Raw genomic sequence first — 15363 nt, 5'->3', positions numbered from 1 at the left:
TGGACGTTTGTCTAGCAAAATGACATTGCGCCAATCCGGTGGTTTGCCATATGGTGCGGCAAAATCCTTGGATCTCAACGAAAAGACGGCGTTTTTCATGAGCAAAGACATCAATAAAGTTGTGCTCGCCTATTCAGGCGGCCTTGATACTTCCATTATTCTGAAATGGCTGAAAGTGGCATATGACTGTGAAGTGGTGACGTTTACCGCTGATCTTGGTCAAGGTGAAGAGCTGGAGCCAGCCCGCAAAAAAGCTGAATTGATGGGCATCAAAGAGATCTTTATTGAAGATGTGCGTGAAGAATTTGTGCGCGACTTTGTGTTCCCAATGTTCCGCGCTAATGCGCTTTACGAAGGGGTCTATTTGCTCGGCACCTCAATCGCGCGTCCATTGATCTCAAAGCGTCTTGTTGAAATTGCCCACGAAGTTGGTGCGGATGCGATTTCGCATGGTGCAACGGGTAAGGGCAATGACCAAGTGCGGTTCGAATTGTCTGCTTATGCGCTTGATCCTTCGATCAAAGTGATTGCGCCTTGGCGTGAATGGGACTTGCAGTCTCGCACAAAGCTTTTGGAATTTGCTGAGCAACATCAAATTCCAGTGCCAAAAGACAAGCGTGGCGAAGCGCCATTCTCAGTAGATGCGAACCTGTTGCACACTTCATCTGAAGGCAAGGTGCTTGAAGACCCTGCAGATGTTGCGCCTGAATATGTTTATCAGCGCACCGTTTCGCCAGAAGATGCGCCAGACAAGGCTGAGATCATCACCATCGGTTTTGAAAAAGGCGATGCTGTTTCGATCAATGGTGAAGCGATGAGCCCGGCCACTTTGTTGACTAAACTAAACGAGCTTGGCGGCAAGCACGGTATTGGCCGTTTGGACTTGGTGGAAAACCGGTTCGTTGGCATGAAATCGCGCGGCATTTATGAAACACCAGGCGGCACGATTTTGCTTGATGCGCACCGTGGTATTGAATCGATCACATTGGATCGTGGCGCGGCGCACCTTAAAGATGAGATTATGCCGCGCTATGCTGAGCTGATTTATAATGGTTTCTGGTATTCGCCAGAGCGTGAAATGCTGCAAGCATTGATCGATAATAGCCAAGAAATGGTGGCCGGTGAGGTGACCATGAAGCTCTATAAAGGCAGCGCAACAGTGATCGCCCGCACTTCGCCATATTCTTTGTATTCCGAAGACTTGGTGACCTTTGAAGAAGGTTCTGGCACTTACGATCATCATGATGCGCAAGGCTTTATCAAGCTCAACGCGTTGCGGTTGAAGACGTTTGCTGCGCGTAAAAAGATCATCGGCTAGCCTGATTTGATGCTTAAGTTTGATCACATAGCGCTTGGTGCGCGTGATCTAGAAAAATCTAGCGAAACGCTGAGCGAACAGCTCGGCGTTTTGCCGTTTGGGGGTGGCGAACACGAATTGTTTGGCACCCACAACAAATTGTGGCGGATCGAAACGCAAACCTATCCAATCTATCTTGAACTACTGGCCATTAATCCAAAGGCAGCACCACAACGCTCGCGCTGGTTTGGTTTGGAAACGTCGATCGAAAGTGACGGCATTCAGCTTTTAGGGTTTGTGGCCGGGACAGATAACATTGCGTCCGCTGCGGCACAGCCACCGTTTGACCATAAATTGACACCAATTGATGTGGCGCGGGGCGATCTGCGCTGGAAATTTGGCATCACCAAAGATGGTGGTTTGGTTGAAAATGGCGCGTTGCCTTATCTGATTGAGTGGCAGAATGGTCGGCATCCGACAGATAGAATTGCGCCGCAGGGCATAAATCTGTTGCGGGTTGGCGGTGCGTTGCTTCATCAGTTGGACCTTGACTGGCCTTGTGAGGTTGCGCCCGAAACCACGACATTATTCGAGGTTCAGCTGCGTGGTGCTGCGGGCAACTTGTTGTATTTTGTACGACCGCCCCGCGACTAAGATTTTTCCAAGATTATCAACAAAGACCATTCGTCTGTGTTGCAACACTGCTGTGTAGCTACGGGGCAAAACGCTTGCCCTTGCCAAGATCGCACACATCCTGCTAAATATTGTCTGACAATATTGTAGGAGAATAAGATGCCGTTGGTACACCCGTTAGACAAAGACCATGATGCCGAAGTGATGGAGTTGGCCACATTTTTCAATGAAACACTCGGGTTTCCGCCCAATTCAGTATTGACCATGCAGCGCCGCCCACGCATTGCCAAAGCCTTTATTGAATTGAACAAGGCGGTGATGGACAATCAGGCGCGTGTGACGTCTGAACAAAAAAGATTGATCGGATATATCGCTTCAACCGCGGCAGGGTGTCGCTATTGCCAAGCCCATACCGCTTTGGCTGCGGAACGCTATGGCGCAAGCCAAGAGCGCATTGAGAATGTCTGGTCGTTCCGCACCAGCGATCTTTATACAGATGGTGAAAAGGCAGCATTTGAGCTGGCGATTGCAGCATCTAGTGTGCCGAACGGTGTTGATGAAACGGTCATTGGCAATATGCGCGCGCACTGGGATGACGGTGAAATTGTTGAGATTTTAGGCGTCATCGCGCTGTTTGGCTATCTGAACCGTTGGAACGATTCAATGGGGACGACGCTTGAAAGTGGCGCTGAGGATGCAGGCAATAAATTGCTCGCAACCCAAGGTTGGGAAAAAGGCAAACACGTTTGAGTTGACGTGCACTTTGCGGGTGGGGTTTGTGTGATTGGCCCGGTTTTGGTCTACGCAGAAACCGGCATAACTTAAAGAAAATCAAGTGATTGGTATCTATTTGGTTCTCTTGTCACCATACCAATTGCTGTGCAATATCGCGCCCGCATCATTGATGCATTGTGAACTCCCTTGTTGCTTTGTGATGGCTTTAAGGGGAACTTGCCCCGGCGCTATTGGCGACCGGGGCCCTTTTATTTTTGGGGGATGAATTTTGAGGCGCTCAAAATAGCAATGCCCGCAAGCAATCCCCAAAATGCGCCGGATATGCCAAAAAAGCTGACCCCTGATGCCGTGATGAGAAATGTCACCGCCGCGGCATGACGATCTTTTTCGCTGTTTAGTGCGCCATAGCCCGCGGCTGCAAATGCGCCAACAAGCGCAAGTCCAGCAACTGCTTCGACCAAAACGGCAGGCGCCAGGGAAATAAAGGTGATGGCCACGCCTGCGAATATGCCGATGATGATATAGACGATGCCAGCGACGATGGCAGCCCAATAGCGTTTGTCTTTGTCCGGATGGGCATCGGGGCTGGCGCACATTGCGGCGGTAATTGCAGCCAAATTCACAGCATGGGAGCCAAAAGGCGCCGCAACAAGTGAAAACACACCGGTCAATGTGAAGAGCGGGCCGGCTTTGGTTTCATAATTGTTGGCCTTCAGCACTGCCATGCCGGGGATGTTCTGCGATGCCATAGTGACAATGTATAACGGCAGTGCCAGCGAAATGACTGCTGCAATATCAAAAATGGGCACGGTGAAAACCATATTTGGCAGCAAAGAATTCGCGAGTTGATCCATTGTATCGGCGGGCAATTCAACACCGAAGATAATCACCAGCACAAATGCCAAAAGCGCTGCTGGCACAGCGGCGAGTTTGTTGAAGAACCCAACCACCAGCCAAGCAAGCGCGATGGGTAGGCCAAGCATCGGGTCAAAGCCAATGGCTTTTATGGGAGCAAAGCATAAGGGCATCAAAATACCAGCAAGCATCGCGTTGGCAAGAGATACAGGTAGCCGCTCAACAGCTCGGCCGAAGGGGCGCCAAATGCCAGAAAGAATAATCAGCGCGGCGCAGACCAAAAAAGCACCAGTTGCAGCGGCAAAGCCTCCGGAGAGTGTGCCCGAATTGACCATCAAAGCTGCGCCGGGGGTCGACCAAGCAACAGAAATTGGCATTTTGCGTTGTGCGCTTAAAATGATGGCGCAAACCCCCATGGCGATGCACATGGCGGTGAGGCCGCTTGCGGCTTGTTCAGGGCTTGCGCCGACAGCAAAAAGCCCTTGCAAAACAATGGCGAAAGAACTGGAAAAACCAACAAAACCGGTAATAAGCCCCATAATGAGGGCTTGGGGGGAGAAGTCGCGCAACATGGGTTTGAACTCGACAAGGAGAGAATATGATGTGCAGCTTAGCTGGCCTTCTTGGGATTGCAACCCGACAAATTAAGCAAAAGCGCAGCTTTTCAGGCCGTTCAAGCAATTAAACCTTGCCCTTTTGGGGCTTTCGCCGTAAAGCACCGCTTTAAGAGATGAATTCCCATATTTGATTGGATCTGAATAATGGCATTGCGCAATATCGCCATCATCGCGCACGTTGACCATGGCAAAACTACGCTTATTGACGTGTTGTTGAAGCAATCTGGCTCGTTTCGCGAGAACCAACGCGTGGAAGAACGCGCGATGGACAGCAATGATTTGGAACGTGAGCGTGGCATTACCATTCTAGCGAAGGTGACTTCGGTGGATTGGAAAGACACCCAAATCAACATCGTTGATACACCAGGACACGCCGACTTTGGTGGTGAAGTTGAGCGTATTCTCAACATGGTGGACGGCGCGATCATTTTGGTCGATGCGGCCGAGGGCCCGATGCCTCAGACCAAGTTCGTTTTGGGCAAGGCGCTTAAAATTGGTCTAAAGCCAATTGTTGCGATCAACAAAATCGATAAAGCTGACGAGCGTCACGAAGAAGTTCTTGACGAAATCTTTGATCTGTTTGTGTCTTTGGACGCAAATGAAGAACAGCTCGACTTTAAAGTGCTTTATGGTTCTGCCAAGCAGGGTTGGATGGCTGAAGAGCCAACCGGTCCTCAAGAGGGCATGACACCACTTCTTGATATGGTGATTGACCATGTTGATGAGCCGCATGTTGAAGAAGGTCCGTTCCGGATGCTGGCAACGACAATTGAATCTAACCCATTTTTGGGTCGGATTTTGACCGGTCGTGTGTTGTCTGGTTCGATCAAGCCAAATGATCAAGTGCATGCATTGTCAGCTGATGGTTCAATCATTGAACGTGGTCGTGTATCAAAGGTTCTTAAATTTAAGGGCCTGGAGCGTGAGCCGGTTGAAGAAGCAAATGCTGGTGATATTGTTGCGATTTCTGGCTTGGTAACCGCAACAGTTGCGGACACAATTGCAGCGCCGGGCGTTACTGAAGCCTTGCAAGCGCAGCCAATTGATCCGCCAACATTGTCCATGTCATTCCGGGTGAATGATGGACCTTTGGCTGGTCAAGAAGGCGACAAAGTTCAGTCTCGGGTGATCCGTGATCGTTTGTACGCAGAAGCTGAAGGCAATGTGGCGCTTAAAGTGACTGACGGTGAAGATGGCGACAGCTATGAAGTCGCGGGTCGCGGCGAATTGCTTTTGTCTGTGTTGATTGAGACCATGCGTCGCGAAGGCTTTGAATTGTGCCTTGGTCGTCCGAAAGTGGTTTACCGCGAGGAAAATGGTCAAAAGCTTGAGCCGATCGAAGAAGTGATCATCGATGTGGATGAAGAGTTTTCAGGTCCAGTTGTGCAAAAACTTGCAGAGCGCAAGGGCGATCTGATTGAGATGAAGCCATCAGGTGGCGGCCGTACACGACTTGTGTTCCATGTGCCAACACGTGGTTTGATCGGCTATCAGCCTGAATTGCTTTCGGATACACGCGGCACAGCGATCTTTAACCGTGTGTTCCATGAATATGCACCATTCCGGGGCAAGATGCAGGGCCGTCGTACAGGCGTTTTGATTTCTAACGCGACTGGTAAGTCTGTTGCTTTTGCGATGTTCAACCTTGAAGATCGTGGCCCAATGATTATTGAGCCGGGCGTTGATGTTTATGAAGGCATGATCGTTGGTGAGCACTCTCGCGGCAACGATTTGGAAGTGAACGTGTTGAAGGGTAAGCAGCTCACCAACATGCGTGCCTCTGGTAAGGATGAAGCGGTTAAACTAACCACGCCAAAGAAAATGTCTTTGGAGCAGGCTTTGTCTTACATCGCTGATGACGAGTATGTGGAAGTGACGCCAAAGAGCATCCGTATCCGCAAAATCATGCTTGATCCACATGATCGCAAACGCGCTTCTCGCGCAGCAGCGAAAGAAGCAAGCTAAGCGCTTTCGCTTTCATTTCAGAAGAATTATTCAGCGGCGTCGGGTTTTAACTCTGACGCCGTTGTTGCATCATAGCGTAGAGGGCGCGCAAGTTCTGCCTCAAAAGCCATGTGGCGACGCAAGCTCTCAAAAAAGCCACGCAGCATATAGCCTGTGGCATCGGCTGCTTGTATGGGTTTACCTTCACCATAAGACATCAGCACATCGCGCACCTCTTCGCCAAAGCAGCGATCTTCGTAGTGCTCTGCGCGAAGACGGTCAAAAATCATGGTTTGATCAAGTGTGCCGTGATGAAATTTAATCAGCGCTGGATAGAGAATTTCTTCTTCATACGCATGGGCCTTTTTCAGGATTGGCTCAATAGCGCGTGCCGTTGTGGCGCAGATTTGACGATCTATATTGTCTGGCAACCCATCGGCGATTTCTTCCAACCGATCGCATAGCGCCATCTTGTCGTGATGGGCTTTGCGCAGTTGTGCGACCAACTCATTTTGGTTGATGTGGGCCATTTTGCCATCAGCTCTTTCAGTTCACGCGCTCTAAGCCCCTTCTTTGTTTAAAAAGTCCTCCGGCTAAAGCTGCATGCTGGTTGTGTTTTATCTGTGAGACATTTGGCCACAAGCGACATAGAGTAACCTTGACCTAGATCAACGTAGGTTGTTTCAAGTGAAACTAGATTGCACCCTAGCGGATAGGGGCGCTATCGTGCTTTTTGAGGCTAATGCGAGAACTATTGCGGGGAAAACATGAAGAATTTAGGCTGGACCATCGTTTTGGGACTGGCGGCGCTGGCCGCTGTCCTTGCCGCCGCTTTCGGGCAAGATCAACTTTATCAAACACATGCTTGGATATTGGCAGGGGTAACTGCCATTGGTGCGATTATTATGTTGCGCCAAGTTGGTGTTGCGGGTGAAGGCCCGGGCGACAAAACAGGATATATGGATGATCCCATCCGTTATGGGGTTATTCTAACGACATTTTGGGGTGTTGTTGGGTTTTTGGTGGGTGTAGTTGCAGCCTTGCAACTGGCTTTTCCTGAGCTCAATATTGAACCCTATTTGAATTTTGGTCGTGTACGGCCATTGCACACTTCGGCGGTGATTTTTGCGTTCGGTGGTACCGCGCTTATTACCTCAAGCCTTTATGTGGTGCAGCGCACCTGCCAAACCCGCGTACTCTCAGACAATCTGACCTGGTTCGTTTTCTGGGGCTATCAGTTGTTCATCGTTTTGGCAGCAACGGGCTATTTGCTTGGTTCGACCCAAGGTCGTGAATATGCGGAACCTGAATGGTATGTAGATCTTTGGTTGACCATTGTTTGGGTTGGCTATCTCGTTCTGTTCATGGGCACGCTGATCAAGCGTAAAGAGCCGCATATTTATGTGGCAAACTGGTTCTATCTCGCTTTCATTTTCACGATCGCGCTGTTGCATGTGGTCAACAACCTGTCGATGCCAGTCTCGCTTTTGGGCTCTAAGAGCTATTCAGCTTTCGCTGGCGTACAAGATGCGTTGACCCAGTGGTGGTACGGCCACAATGCGGTTGGCTTCTTCCTCACTGCAGGTTTCTTGGGCATGATGTACTATTTCATGCCAAAACAGGCTAATCGCCCGGTTTACTCTTATCGCTTGTCGATCATCCACTTCTGGTCATTGATCTTCATGTATATTTGGGCGGGGCCACACCACTTGCACTACACAGCGTTGCCCGATTGGGCACAGACGCTGGGCATGGTGTTCTCGATTATGCTTTGGATGCCTTCATGGGGCGGCATGATCAACGGTTTGATGACGCTATCTGGCGCATGGGACAAAATCCGCACCGATCCGATTATTCGCATGATGGTCATCGCGGTGGCGTTCTACGGCATGTCCACATTTGAAGGCCCGATGATGTCTATTAAGGCAGTGAACGGTCTTTCACACTATACAGATTGGACCATTGGTCACGTGCATTCAGGTGCGTTGGGCTGGGTGGGTATGATCAGCTTCGGCATGGTTTACTTCCTCGTGCCACGTTTGTGGAACCGCAAGCAGCTTTACTCATTGCGCATGGTCAACTGGCACTTCTGGCTCGCAACCCTTGGCATTGTGGTTTACGCCGCGGTGATGTGGGTGTCTGGCATCACACAAGGTTTGATGTGGCGCGAATATGATGCGGAAGGCTTCCTTGTTTATTCCTTCGCTGAATCAGTTGCCGCTTTGAAACCTTACTACATCCTTCGGGCTATTGGTGGTGCGATGTATCTGGCTGGTGGATTGGTGATGGCTTACAACGTGTGGATGACCATTAAGGGCAAGACACGCGATGAAAAGCCAATTGTTGTGGCGCATGCCGCATCAGCGCAACCAGCAGAATAGGGGAGAAATCTAATGGGACTTTTAGATAAGCACGGCGCGATTGAGCGTAACGCCACCCTATTGCTTGTTGGTGGTTTGGTTGTGGTGAGCATTGGTGGCATTGTTGAGATTGCCCCACTGTTCTACCTCGAAAACACAATTGAGAAAGTGGAGGGGATGCGTCCTTATTCACCGCTCGAATTGGCGGGGCGTAACATTTACATCCGTGAGGGTTGTTACAACTGTCACAGCCAAATGATCCGCCCATTCCGCGATGAAGTGGAGCGTTATGGTCACTATTCATTGGCGGCGGAAAGCATGTATGACCACCCATTCCAGTGGGGGTCAAAACGAACCGGGCCAGATTTGGCACGGGTTGGCGATCGCTATTCGAATGAATGGCATGTTCAGCACTTGAAGGACCCACAATCTGTGGTGCCTGAGAGCATTATGCCTTCTTACGGGTTCTTGGCGAAAGCGGAGCTGGGCTACAAAAACATCGGTGATCACTTAATCGCAAACCAACGTGTTGGTGTGCCTTACACTGATGAGATGGTGGCAAACGCTTATGCCGATATGACGGCACAAGCGGATCCTGAGGCCGATTGGGAGGGTGTCGAAACCCGTTATCCAAAAGCGGTTTTGGGTGACTTTGATGGCGATCCAACCAAGCTGACCGAAATGGATGCGCTGGTGGCCTATATGCAAATGTTGGGCACGCTCGTTGATTTGAGCGCGTACAATGCAGAAGAAAACTATCGATAGGAGCTGACAATGATTGATTATAATTCATTCCGGCACTTTGCCGATAGTTGGGGCCTTTTATACATGCTGGTCGTCTTTATTGGCGTGATCTTGTTCATGTTCCGTCCTGGGGCAAAAGACCATGCAAAAGCTGCAGCACAAATTGCGTTGAAGGATGATCGCGCACCTGAGGGGAAGGAATAGGTCAATGAGTGATAAAAAAGAAATTGACGACATCTCCGGTGTTGAAACAACAGGCCACGAATGGGACGGCATCAAAGAGCTGAACAACCCACTGCCGCGTTGGTGGTTGTGGACATTTTACGGCACGGTTGCGTGGGCGATTGTCTACGTGATCCTGTTTCCAGCTATTCCCCTATTGAATGGCGCAACGCCAGGTATTCTTGGCTATTCAAGCCGCGGCGAATTGGCCAAAGAGGTTGCCGCTGCGGATGAAGCCAAGGCTGAGTTTGTCACCAAAATCGAAGCGACAGATGTCACTGAGATTTTGGGTGATAGCGATCTGACTCGCTTTGCGGTTCAGGGCGGAAAATCTGCATACAAAGTTTATTGTTCGCAGTGTCATGGTGCGGGCGCAGAAGGTGCTTCAGGCTATCCAAACCTAAACGACGATGATTGGCTTTGGGGCGGCACGGTTGACGAGATTTACACAACCATTGCCCACGGTGTTCGCTATGAAGCTGATGACGACACACGTGCTTCTGAGATGCCGGCATTTGGCGACATTTTGGAAACAGCTGATATTCGAGCCACTGCTGATTTTGTGGCTAGCCTATCTGGCATTGAGCACGATGCTGCACATGTTGAAACAGGCAAAGCGGTTTACGAAGAAAACTGTGCGTCCTGTCATGGAGATAGTGGCGAAGGCATTCGTGAGCTTGGTGCGCCAAAACTCAATGATGCTTTGTGGCTATATGGCGGTACGGTTGATGAGATCGCAACCCAAATTGCCAAGCCAAAACACGGCATGATGCCAGCTTGGCAAGCGCGTTTGGGTGACGCCACTGTGAAGCAATTGGCGATCTATGTGCACTCACTAGGTGGCGGCGAGTAAAGCTGGCAACCAATGTGAAGAGTTGTTCCTTGGAGGGAGCAAGCCCCGGGAAGCCGCAAGGCCCCCGGGGATTTTTTTGACTTATTTGGCGCCGCCGTTGCAGCCATGCGGCTGCATTCCCCAGCACCCCAACTTTGTATTGCGCCGCCGTCGGCCTTACGGCCCTTCCCCGGCACCCCCGCCAATTGGAGGTGCCCCTTTGGGCGCGGTAAATAAAATCTGGTTTACGCTGCGACGTTTCGGGTGAAGCGATTGGCGATGTCGGTGACCCGTTGACCCAACAATTTGGCGCTTTCCAGGTCTGAATTAATGGGGCCATGTTCTGGACCTTGATCGGCGTTAGATTGTGCCATTGCGCCCAAAGATGAGCCGAGACGATTAATGTCTTCGACTGATCCTGTGGATGAATTGTTGCCTGGCATTTGACCAAGGCTGACCCACAACATGCCATGTTGCGCTGCGAGCAAGGAAAGCTGCTGTAGCGTTGAGTGCTTGTCGCCATTTTGGCTTGAAGAGTTTGTGAACCCGGCGGCGATTTTGTCTTTCCATCCCTGTTCGAACCACACTTTTGATGACTTGTCCGCAAAGGTTTTAAATTGCGCAGAAACCGAACCCATATAAGTTGGCGAGCCGAAAATGATCGCGTCTGACGCGGCGAGTGTGTCCCAATGCTCATCGGCTTCGTCGACCGGAATCAAGTGCACTTCGTCATTGGTGTTGGCGGCAGCGCCATCGCGTACAGCTTCAGCTTGTTTTTGGGTGTGGCCGTAGCCTGAATGATAGACAATAGAAATTTTTGACATGTTTTTACTCGTTTGTTGGTTCCACCCAAGCGAGGTGATGCATTGTTCGCTTGCACTGCTTGGTTGACAGAAAAATGCGCATTAGGATAAAAAGAGCAAGAAGGCACTAAAATGTGATGTAGATACAAAAAGTATACTATCAAATTTGTGCCCAAAGGATTTGCAAGGCATTGCGGCTGAAATTGCCTTAAGTACGCGGAGAAAAAAATGTGTGACCTAGAGCATCAAACGGGCGTGAAGCTGCCGGACAATCTGAGTGAAAAGGAAAAATCAGAGTTGTGCCCGGTGGTTTATGCAATCTCACATTTGGGCGGCAAATGGAAATTGATCGTGTTGCATCAGCTCATGGAGCAGCCGATGCGGTTTGGTGAATTGCGGCGCGCTATTCCAGGGATCACGCAGCGGATGCTAACTTTGACACTTCGCGAGCTTGAGGAAGATGGCATCGTCAACCGTAAAGTGTTTGAGGTTGTGCCGCCGCATGTTGAATACTCTTTGACCGAATTGGGCACACAGCTTGAACCGGTTATGGATAGTTTGCGCAGTTGGGGACGCGCTAATTTTGTAGCCAAGCAATTCGTGGCGGCCTAAGTCTATTTCACGTTTGCGCGGAAGAAGTCGATTGTGGCGCGAAGACGTGCTGGCATGAATCTTTGAGGTGCGTAAATCAACCATGCAGCGGTGTTAAAGCTGGTTGCGGTTACCTGCCAATCGGCAAAGTGTTGCACCAATCGTCCTGTTTTAAGATCATCCTTGATCAACCAATTTGGCAGTAGCGCAGGGCCCAGCCCCAAGCGTGCTGCCTCACGCAGCGCAAGCGGGTTCGACATCCGTATGGTGCCGTTGACGGCCACGGCGTGCTCCTTCGTGCCCTTTTGGAACTTCCAAACATCGCGGTACTTAGGCAGATCAAGTAGCGGGCAATTGACGTTTGCAAGATCGCTTGGATGCTCAAGGGGTGCGTTGAACGCAGGCGATGAGACAATCTGATAGTGAGTGTCCATCAGCTTTGTGCAAATCAAATCACTTTTGGGTTGATCAGTTAGTCTGATCGCCAAGTCGATTTGATGATCAGTTAGGTCAAGGTTTTGATCGGTGAGCTGCAATTGCAACTCAATTTGCGGCAGCTGAGCGGTAAACTCTTCTATCAGCGGCAAGATGACTTGATTGCCAAAAGCCGTCGACGCCGTTAGCCGAACCAATCCCGACGGTTTTTGGTTTTGCGACAGCGCTTCAGATATCGCGTTTTGTAACTCCTCCACCAACGGGTTTATTCTTTGAACATATGTTTGCCCAGCACTTGTGAGCGACATCTTTCGGGTGGTGCGGTGAAACAGCGCAAAGCCGAGTTGGCTTTCAATGCTGGAAATGGTGCGTGAAACCATGCTGGGGTCGACATTGCGCCGCCGTGCCACTTCTGCAAAGCTTAAATGCTCAGCAACTTCCTTCAGTAATGCAAGATCTTCTACGTCCATTCATGCGCTAATAGCATTAATATCGTGGGGATTGATAGCTTTATTGTTTGGGCCGCGTCGTTATGTTGGGGCAAGTATTTCGTGGAGGCACTTATGGCAAGAACAGATAAATTTGCAGGCACAACAGTTTTGATTACCGGAGCAAGTCGTGGAATCGGTCGCGCGAGCGCATGCTATTTCCATCAAAATGGCGCCAATTTGGTGCTCGCAGCCCGCTCGAAAGCTGCACTGGACGAGCTCGTATCTGAAATTCAGACGGATGGCGGCCATGCCGTGGCTGTGGCGTGTGATGTTGGCAATGCGCAAGATGTGCAAAGGGCTGTGGATGCTGCAAGCGTGTTTGGCGGTGTCGATATTCTTGTCAACAATGCTGGGCTGATTGATCCGATTGCGCGGATTGATGAAAGCGATCCAGACGCGTGGAGCCAGATCGTCGATGTAAACTTGAAAGGCCCATATTATGCGACCCGTGCGGTGTTGCCAGGGATGGTAGAGAAAGGAAGCGGCACGATCATCAATATCAGCTCCGGCGCGGCCACAGGTGCGCTAGAGGGTTGGAGCCATTATTGCGCAACCAAGGCAGGTTTGTTGTCGCTTACGAAATGCAGCGACAAAGAATATCGCGACCTTGGCGTGCGGGTGATTGGATTGAGCCCGGGCACCGTGGCAACGGAAATGCAGGTGCAAATTAAAGCGTCCGGCATAAATCCCGTGAGCCAGTTGGACCCTGATGCGCATATCTCGCCGGACTGGGTGGCGAAAGCAATTGGCTATTTGTGCGGCGAGGGCGGAGACCCCTATTTGGGTACAGACTTTTCGATGAAAACCAATGAGGGCCGGAATGCGTTGGGGCTGCCGTTGATCAGCTAAGATAGTTCAATCTGACCTCATTTATGCAGCGCTGGCGAGATGATCGCTGGCGCTCATGGGGTGCAAATTGTGGTTCAACTCCATCAAGTGCATCCACTAATTGGCTCAAATATGAGCGCGGAATTCCGTCTAGCCGAACTGAGGCATTTCGGGCAATGAATGAATCGATCAGGGTCACCAGTACCTGCTTCTTGGCAACGGTGTCGGGTAATCCATCTTTGGTGCATACGCCGTAAGTGCCTTCTAGGAAATGTTGCCAAGTGGCGTTCAGCATATGGTCGGTTAGTTGAGGCATAACGAGTTGCAACTGATGAGCCACGGCACTTAGTTCTGACTGTTCAAGCTTGTGCCGTGCTTCGCGAAAGATTTGCAAGAATAGCGCTTTCGCGGCTTGTTCCTCTGCAACGTTTTCCTGCTGCAGTTGGGCGATCCATTTAAGTTGGCCCTTTGAGAAAAACTGAAGAACTGCTTCGTCATTGTGGATGCCGAAATAGGATGCACAGCGTTGCTGGGTACTGACCACATATGAAGGATTGGGGGCACATCTATTGGCAATATATTGTTCAAAGAGGTTTGCTTTATCCTCCAGCTTAGCGACTATTTTCGCTCTCTCATCGAAGTTTTCAAATAGGTAGCTGAGCATTCACGCCTCCGGATTGTCCTTTTGAAATAGCGCAAAGTGCTCAGCAATTGTTTCGGTGTGGACCGAACCTTGTCATTCACGCTTCGTGAATGACATTTCGATGTCGATTGGCGTAGTTTTTAGCTGCGTCGACGCAACAACGGGTGCATCTCCGGCTCTCAAAGCTATTGATTGCAGCATCACATTTTTGCAAATGCGGAGAAGATGCATGTTTGTTGAGATTTTAAAGAATACCCCGCCTTGGGTTTGGCCATTGTTGGTTGTTTTGATTGTACTCGGGTTGCGCGCCAGTCGAACGCGGTGGATGCCGGCGGCGATGATCTATTTCATGCCTTTGCTGGGCTTGTTGTCCGTTAACAACTTGCTGGCACTGCCCAATCAGATAGTGGTTTGGAGCGCCTTCTTTTTCGCTTATGCATTGGGGGCGCTTTTGGGCATGCGGCTGCAACAAAGTTGGACCCTTGCCAGGAAAGGTAATCGCGTCCACGTGGCGGGTGAGTGGGTGACCATGTTGACCATTGTCACCGTGTTTGTTGCCAGCTTTTTAAATGGCATGTTTGTGGCGATCATGCCTGAACTGATTGGATTGCCGATCGTTTATCTTGGTCTAACCGTGATCAAAGCGAGTGTAGCGGGTGTGTTTATTGGCCGCGCAGCCTATGTTTGGCACTACATGCAGCGCCAAACCATTGCCGAACTTGACGCTTAATCGCGGGGCATTTCCAATTTCCAATTCAAGTTCGCTTTCACACTGGGCCACTCACTTGGAATAATCGAGTAAACTGCGGTGTCGCGCACTGTGCCATTGGTCAGAACGCTGTGACGCCGCAACACGCCATCCAGTTTTGCGCCCAGCCGTTCAATCGCATTTCTGCTTTGGTGGTTCATAAAATGGGTGCGGAACTCGACGGCAATTGCTTCTAATGTTTCAAAAGCATGGCTGAGAAGCAAAATCTTGCACTCTGTGTTAAGCGGCGAGCGCTGTACTGACTTGCGATACCAGGTGGAGCCAATTTCAAGGCGTTTGTTGGTGCTGTCGATGTTCATGTAGGTGGTCATCCCCACCACCGCGCCGGACTTTTTATCAATGATGGAAAAAGGCAACATCGAACCCTCTGCCATTAATCGCAACCGCCGAGAAATTTCAGCGTCTACTTTGTCTGGGGCGGGCACGCTGGTGTACCAAAGCTTGTGTAGTTCGCCATCTTGCGCCGCTTCTTCTAAGTCCACCGCGTGATCGTGTGATAGCGGCATGAGTTTTACATATTTCCCCTCAAGGGTTACCGGTTCAATCCAATTTGACATCGACAAC

Annotated in this window: 17 protein-coding genes; 11 read left to right on the top strand and 6 right to left on the bottom strand. The window is 50.4% G+C overall.

Going from position 1 to position 15363, the window contains the following annotated elements:
* The first annotated feature begins 97 nt into the window (after positions 1-97).
* The 3 genes from QQL65_RS05135 to QQL65_RS05125 all read left to right on the top strand — a co-directional run bounded on the left by QQL65_RS05135 (position 98) and on the right by QQL65_RS05125 (position 2680).
* The gene (locus QQL65_RS05135; RefSeq protein ID WP_284366213.1) at positions 98-1318 is read left to right on the top strand and encodes an argininosuccinate synthase; all 1221 of its coding nucleotides are present in this window, start codon (positions 98-100) and stop codon (positions 1316-1318) included.
* 9 nt (positions 1319-1327) lie between these two features.
* Positions 1328-1951: a VOC family protein gene (locus QQL65_RS05130; RefSeq protein ID WP_284362516.1), complete on the top strand. Its 624-nt coding sequence runs from the start codon at positions 1328-1330 to the stop codon at positions 1949-1951.
* A gap of 138 nt (positions 1952-2089) precedes the next feature.
* The gene (locus QQL65_RS05125; RefSeq protein WP_284362514.1) at positions 2090-2680 is read left to right on the top strand and encodes a carboxymuconolactone decarboxylase family protein; all 591 of its coding nucleotides are present in this window, start codon (positions 2090-2092) and stop codon (positions 2678-2680) included.
* Positions 2681-2913: 233 nt separating this feature from the next.
* Here QQL65_RS05125 and QQL65_RS05120 read toward each other — a convergent pair whose 3' ends face one another.
* Complete coding sequence (locus tag QQL65_RS05120) at positions 2914-4092, bottom strand: benzoate/H(+) symporter BenE family transporter (protein WP_284362512.1); 1179 nt, start codon at positions 4090-4092, stop codon at positions 2914-2916.
* A gap of 189 nt (positions 4093-4281) precedes the next feature.
* Here QQL65_RS05120 and typA point away from each other — a divergent pair, with 189 nt between their 5' ends.
* A complete protein-coding gene (gene typA / locus QQL65_RS05115; RefSeq protein ID WP_284362511.1) occupies positions 4282-6102 on the top strand; it encodes a translational GTPase TypA in 1821 nt (606 codons plus the stop codon).
* Positions 6103-6128: 26 nt separating this feature from the next.
* Here typA and QQL65_RS05110 read toward each other — a convergent pair whose 3' ends face one another.
* Positions 6129-6611: a hemerythrin domain-containing protein gene (locus tag QQL65_RS05110; protein ID WP_284362509.1), complete on the bottom strand. Its 483-nt coding sequence runs from the start codon at positions 6609-6611 to the stop codon at positions 6129-6131.
* Between the two features lie 237 nt (positions 6612-6848).
* On the opposite strand from QQL65_RS05110, the gene ccoN reads away from it, so the two are divergent.
* From ccoN to ccoP, 4 genes are read left to right on the top strand one after another with little or no spacing between them, the layout of a single operon-like run.
* Positions 6849-8462 carry a cytochrome-c oxidase, cbb3-type subunit I gene (ccoN, locus tag QQL65_RS05105; protein WP_284362507.1) on the top strand — a complete coding sequence of 538 codons (1614 nt, stop codon included), beginning with the start codon at positions 6849-6851 and terminating at the stop codon, positions 8460-8462.
* A 12-nt stretch (positions 8463-8474) separates the two neighbouring features.
* Positions 8475-9206, top strand: a complete 732-nt coding sequence (gene ccoO, locus QQL65_RS05100; RefSeq protein ID WP_284362505.1) for a cytochrome-c oxidase, cbb3-type subunit II — start codon at positions 8475-8477, stop codon at positions 9204-9206.
* Between the two features lie 9 nt (positions 9207-9215).
* Entirely contained in the window at positions 9216-9389 is a 174-nt protein-coding gene (locus QQL65_RS05095; protein WP_284362504.1) for a cbb3-type cytochrome c oxidase subunit 3, read from the top strand.
* Positions 9390-9393: 4 nt separating this feature from the next.
* Positions 9394-10260: a cytochrome-c oxidase, cbb3-type subunit III gene (gene ccoP / locus QQL65_RS05090; RefSeq protein ID WP_284362503.1), complete on the top strand. Its 867-nt coding sequence runs from the start codon at positions 9394-9396 to the stop codon at positions 10258-10260.
* A gap of 224 nt (positions 10261-10484) precedes the next feature.
* On the opposite strand, the gene QQL65_RS05085 is transcribed toward ccoP, so the two are convergent.
* A complete protein-coding gene (locus tag QQL65_RS05085; protein WP_284362502.1) occupies positions 10485-11063 on the bottom strand; it encodes a flavodoxin family protein in 579 nt (192 codons plus the stop codon).
* A 207-nt stretch (positions 11064-11270) separates the two neighbouring features.
* Here QQL65_RS05085 and QQL65_RS05080 point away from each other — a divergent pair, with 207 nt between their 5' ends.
* The gene (locus QQL65_RS05080) at positions 11271-11654 is read left to right on the top strand and encodes a winged helix-turn-helix transcriptional regulator (protein WP_284362501.1); all 384 of its coding nucleotides are present in this window, start codon (positions 11271-11273) and stop codon (positions 11652-11654) included.
* A 2-nt stretch (positions 11655-11656) separates the two neighbouring features.
* Here QQL65_RS05080 and QQL65_RS05075 read toward each other — a convergent pair whose 3' ends face one another.
* Complete coding sequence (locus QQL65_RS05075) at positions 11657-12538, bottom strand: LysR family transcriptional regulator (protein WP_284362500.1); 882 nt, start codon at positions 12536-12538, stop codon at positions 11657-11659.
* A gap of 93 nt (positions 12539-12631) precedes the next feature.
* On the opposite strand from QQL65_RS05075, the gene QQL65_RS05070 reads away from it, so the two are divergent.
* A complete protein-coding gene (locus QQL65_RS05070) occupies positions 12632-13408 on the top strand; it encodes an SDR family oxidoreductase (RefSeq protein ID WP_284362499.1) in 777 nt (258 codons plus the stop codon).
* Here QQL65_RS05070 and QQL65_RS05065 read toward each other — a convergent pair.
* Positions 13401-14051 carry a DUF6058 family natural product biosynthesis protein gene (locus QQL65_RS05065; protein ID WP_284362498.1) on the bottom strand — a complete coding sequence of 217 codons (651 nt, stop codon included), beginning with the start codon at positions 14049-14051 and terminating at the stop codon, positions 13401-13403. The two genes, QQL65_RS05070 and QQL65_RS05065, sit on opposite strands and share 8 nt — an antisense overlap.
* Before the next feature lie 208 nt (positions 14052-14259).
* On the opposite strand from QQL65_RS05065, the gene QQL65_RS05060 reads away from it, so the two are divergent.
* A complete protein-coding gene (locus QQL65_RS05060; RefSeq protein WP_284362496.1) occupies positions 14260-14760 on the top strand; it encodes a hypothetical protein in 501 nt (166 codons plus the stop codon).
* On the opposite strand, the gene QQL65_RS05055 is transcribed toward QQL65_RS05060, so the two are convergent.
* Positions 14757-15356, bottom strand: coding sequence for a GNAT family N-acetyltransferase (locus tag QQL65_RS05055; protein WP_284362495.1), 600 nt, complete (start codon positions 15354-15356; stop codon positions 14757-14759). The two genes, QQL65_RS05060 and QQL65_RS05055, sit on opposite strands and share 4 nt — an antisense overlap.
* Positions 15357-15363 lie beyond the last annotated feature (7 nt).

Origin of the sequence: Maritalea porphyrae (assembly GCF_030159895.1) — a bacterium.
Lineage (GTDB): Bacteria > Pseudomonadota > Alphaproteobacteria > Rhizobiales > Devosiaceae > Maritalea > Maritalea porphyrae.
This window is presented reverse-complemented; position numbering and strand designations above follow the sequence as displayed.

Coding starts and splice junctions, on each gene's coding strand:
- QQL65_RS05135 (WP_284366213.1), top strand. CDS start 98: ATGAGCAAAGACATCAATAAAGTTGTGCTCGCCTATTCAGGCGGCCTT.
- QQL65_RS05130 (WP_284362516.1), top strand. CDS start 1,328: ATGCTTAAGTTTGATCACATAGCGCTTGGTGCGCGTGATCTAGAAAAA.
- QQL65_RS05125 (WP_284362514.1), top strand. CDS start 2,090: ATGCCGTTGGTACACCCGTTAGACAAAGACCATGATGCCGAAGTGATG.
- QQL65_RS05120 (WP_284362512.1), bottom strand. CDS start 4,092: ATGTTGCGCGACTTCTCCCCCCAAGCCCTCATTATGGGGCTTATTACC.
- typA (WP_284362511.1), top strand. CDS start 4,282: ATGGCATTGCGCAATATCGCCATCATCGCGCACGTTGACCATGGCAAA.
- QQL65_RS05110 (WP_284362509.1), bottom strand. CDS start 6,611: ATGGCCCACATCAACCAAAATGAGTTGGTCGCACAACTGCGCAAAGCC.
- ccoN (WP_284362507.1), top strand. CDS start 6,849: ATGAAGAATTTAGGCTGGACCATCGTTTTGGGACTGGCGGCGCTGGCC.
- ccoO (WP_284362505.1), top strand. CDS start 8,475: ATGGGACTTTTAGATAAGCACGGCGCGATTGAGCGTAACGCCACCCTA.
- QQL65_RS05095 (WP_284362504.1), top strand. CDS start 9,216: ATGATTGATTATAATTCATTCCGGCACTTTGCCGATAGTTGGGGCCTT.
- ccoP (WP_284362503.1), top strand. CDS start 9,394: ATGAGTGATAAAAAAGAAATTGACGACATCTCCGGTGTTGAAACAACA.
- QQL65_RS05085 (WP_284362502.1), bottom strand. CDS start 11,063: ATGTCAAAAATTTCTATTGTCTATCATTCAGGCTACGGCCACACCCAA.
- QQL65_RS05080 (WP_284362501.1), top strand. CDS start 11,271: ATGTGTGACCTAGAGCATCAAACGGGCGTGAAGCTGCCGGACAATCTG.
- QQL65_RS05075 (WP_284362500.1), bottom strand. CDS start 12,538: ATGGACGTAGAAGATCTTGCATTACTGAAGGAAGTTGCTGAGCATTTA.
- QQL65_RS05070 (WP_284362499.1), top strand. CDS start 12,632: ATGGCAAGAACAGATAAATTTGCAGGCACAACAGTTTTGATTACCGGA.
- QQL65_RS05065 (WP_284362498.1), bottom strand. CDS start 14,051: ATGCTCAGCTACCTATTTGAAAACTTCGATGAGAGAGCGAAAATAGTC.
- QQL65_RS05060 (WP_284362496.1), top strand. CDS start 14,260: ATGTTTGTTGAGATTTTAAAGAATACCCCGCCTTGGGTTTGGCCATTG.
- QQL65_RS05055 (WP_284362495.1), bottom strand. CDS start 15,356: ATGTCAAATTGGATTGAACCGGTAACCCTTGAGGGGAAATATGTAAAA.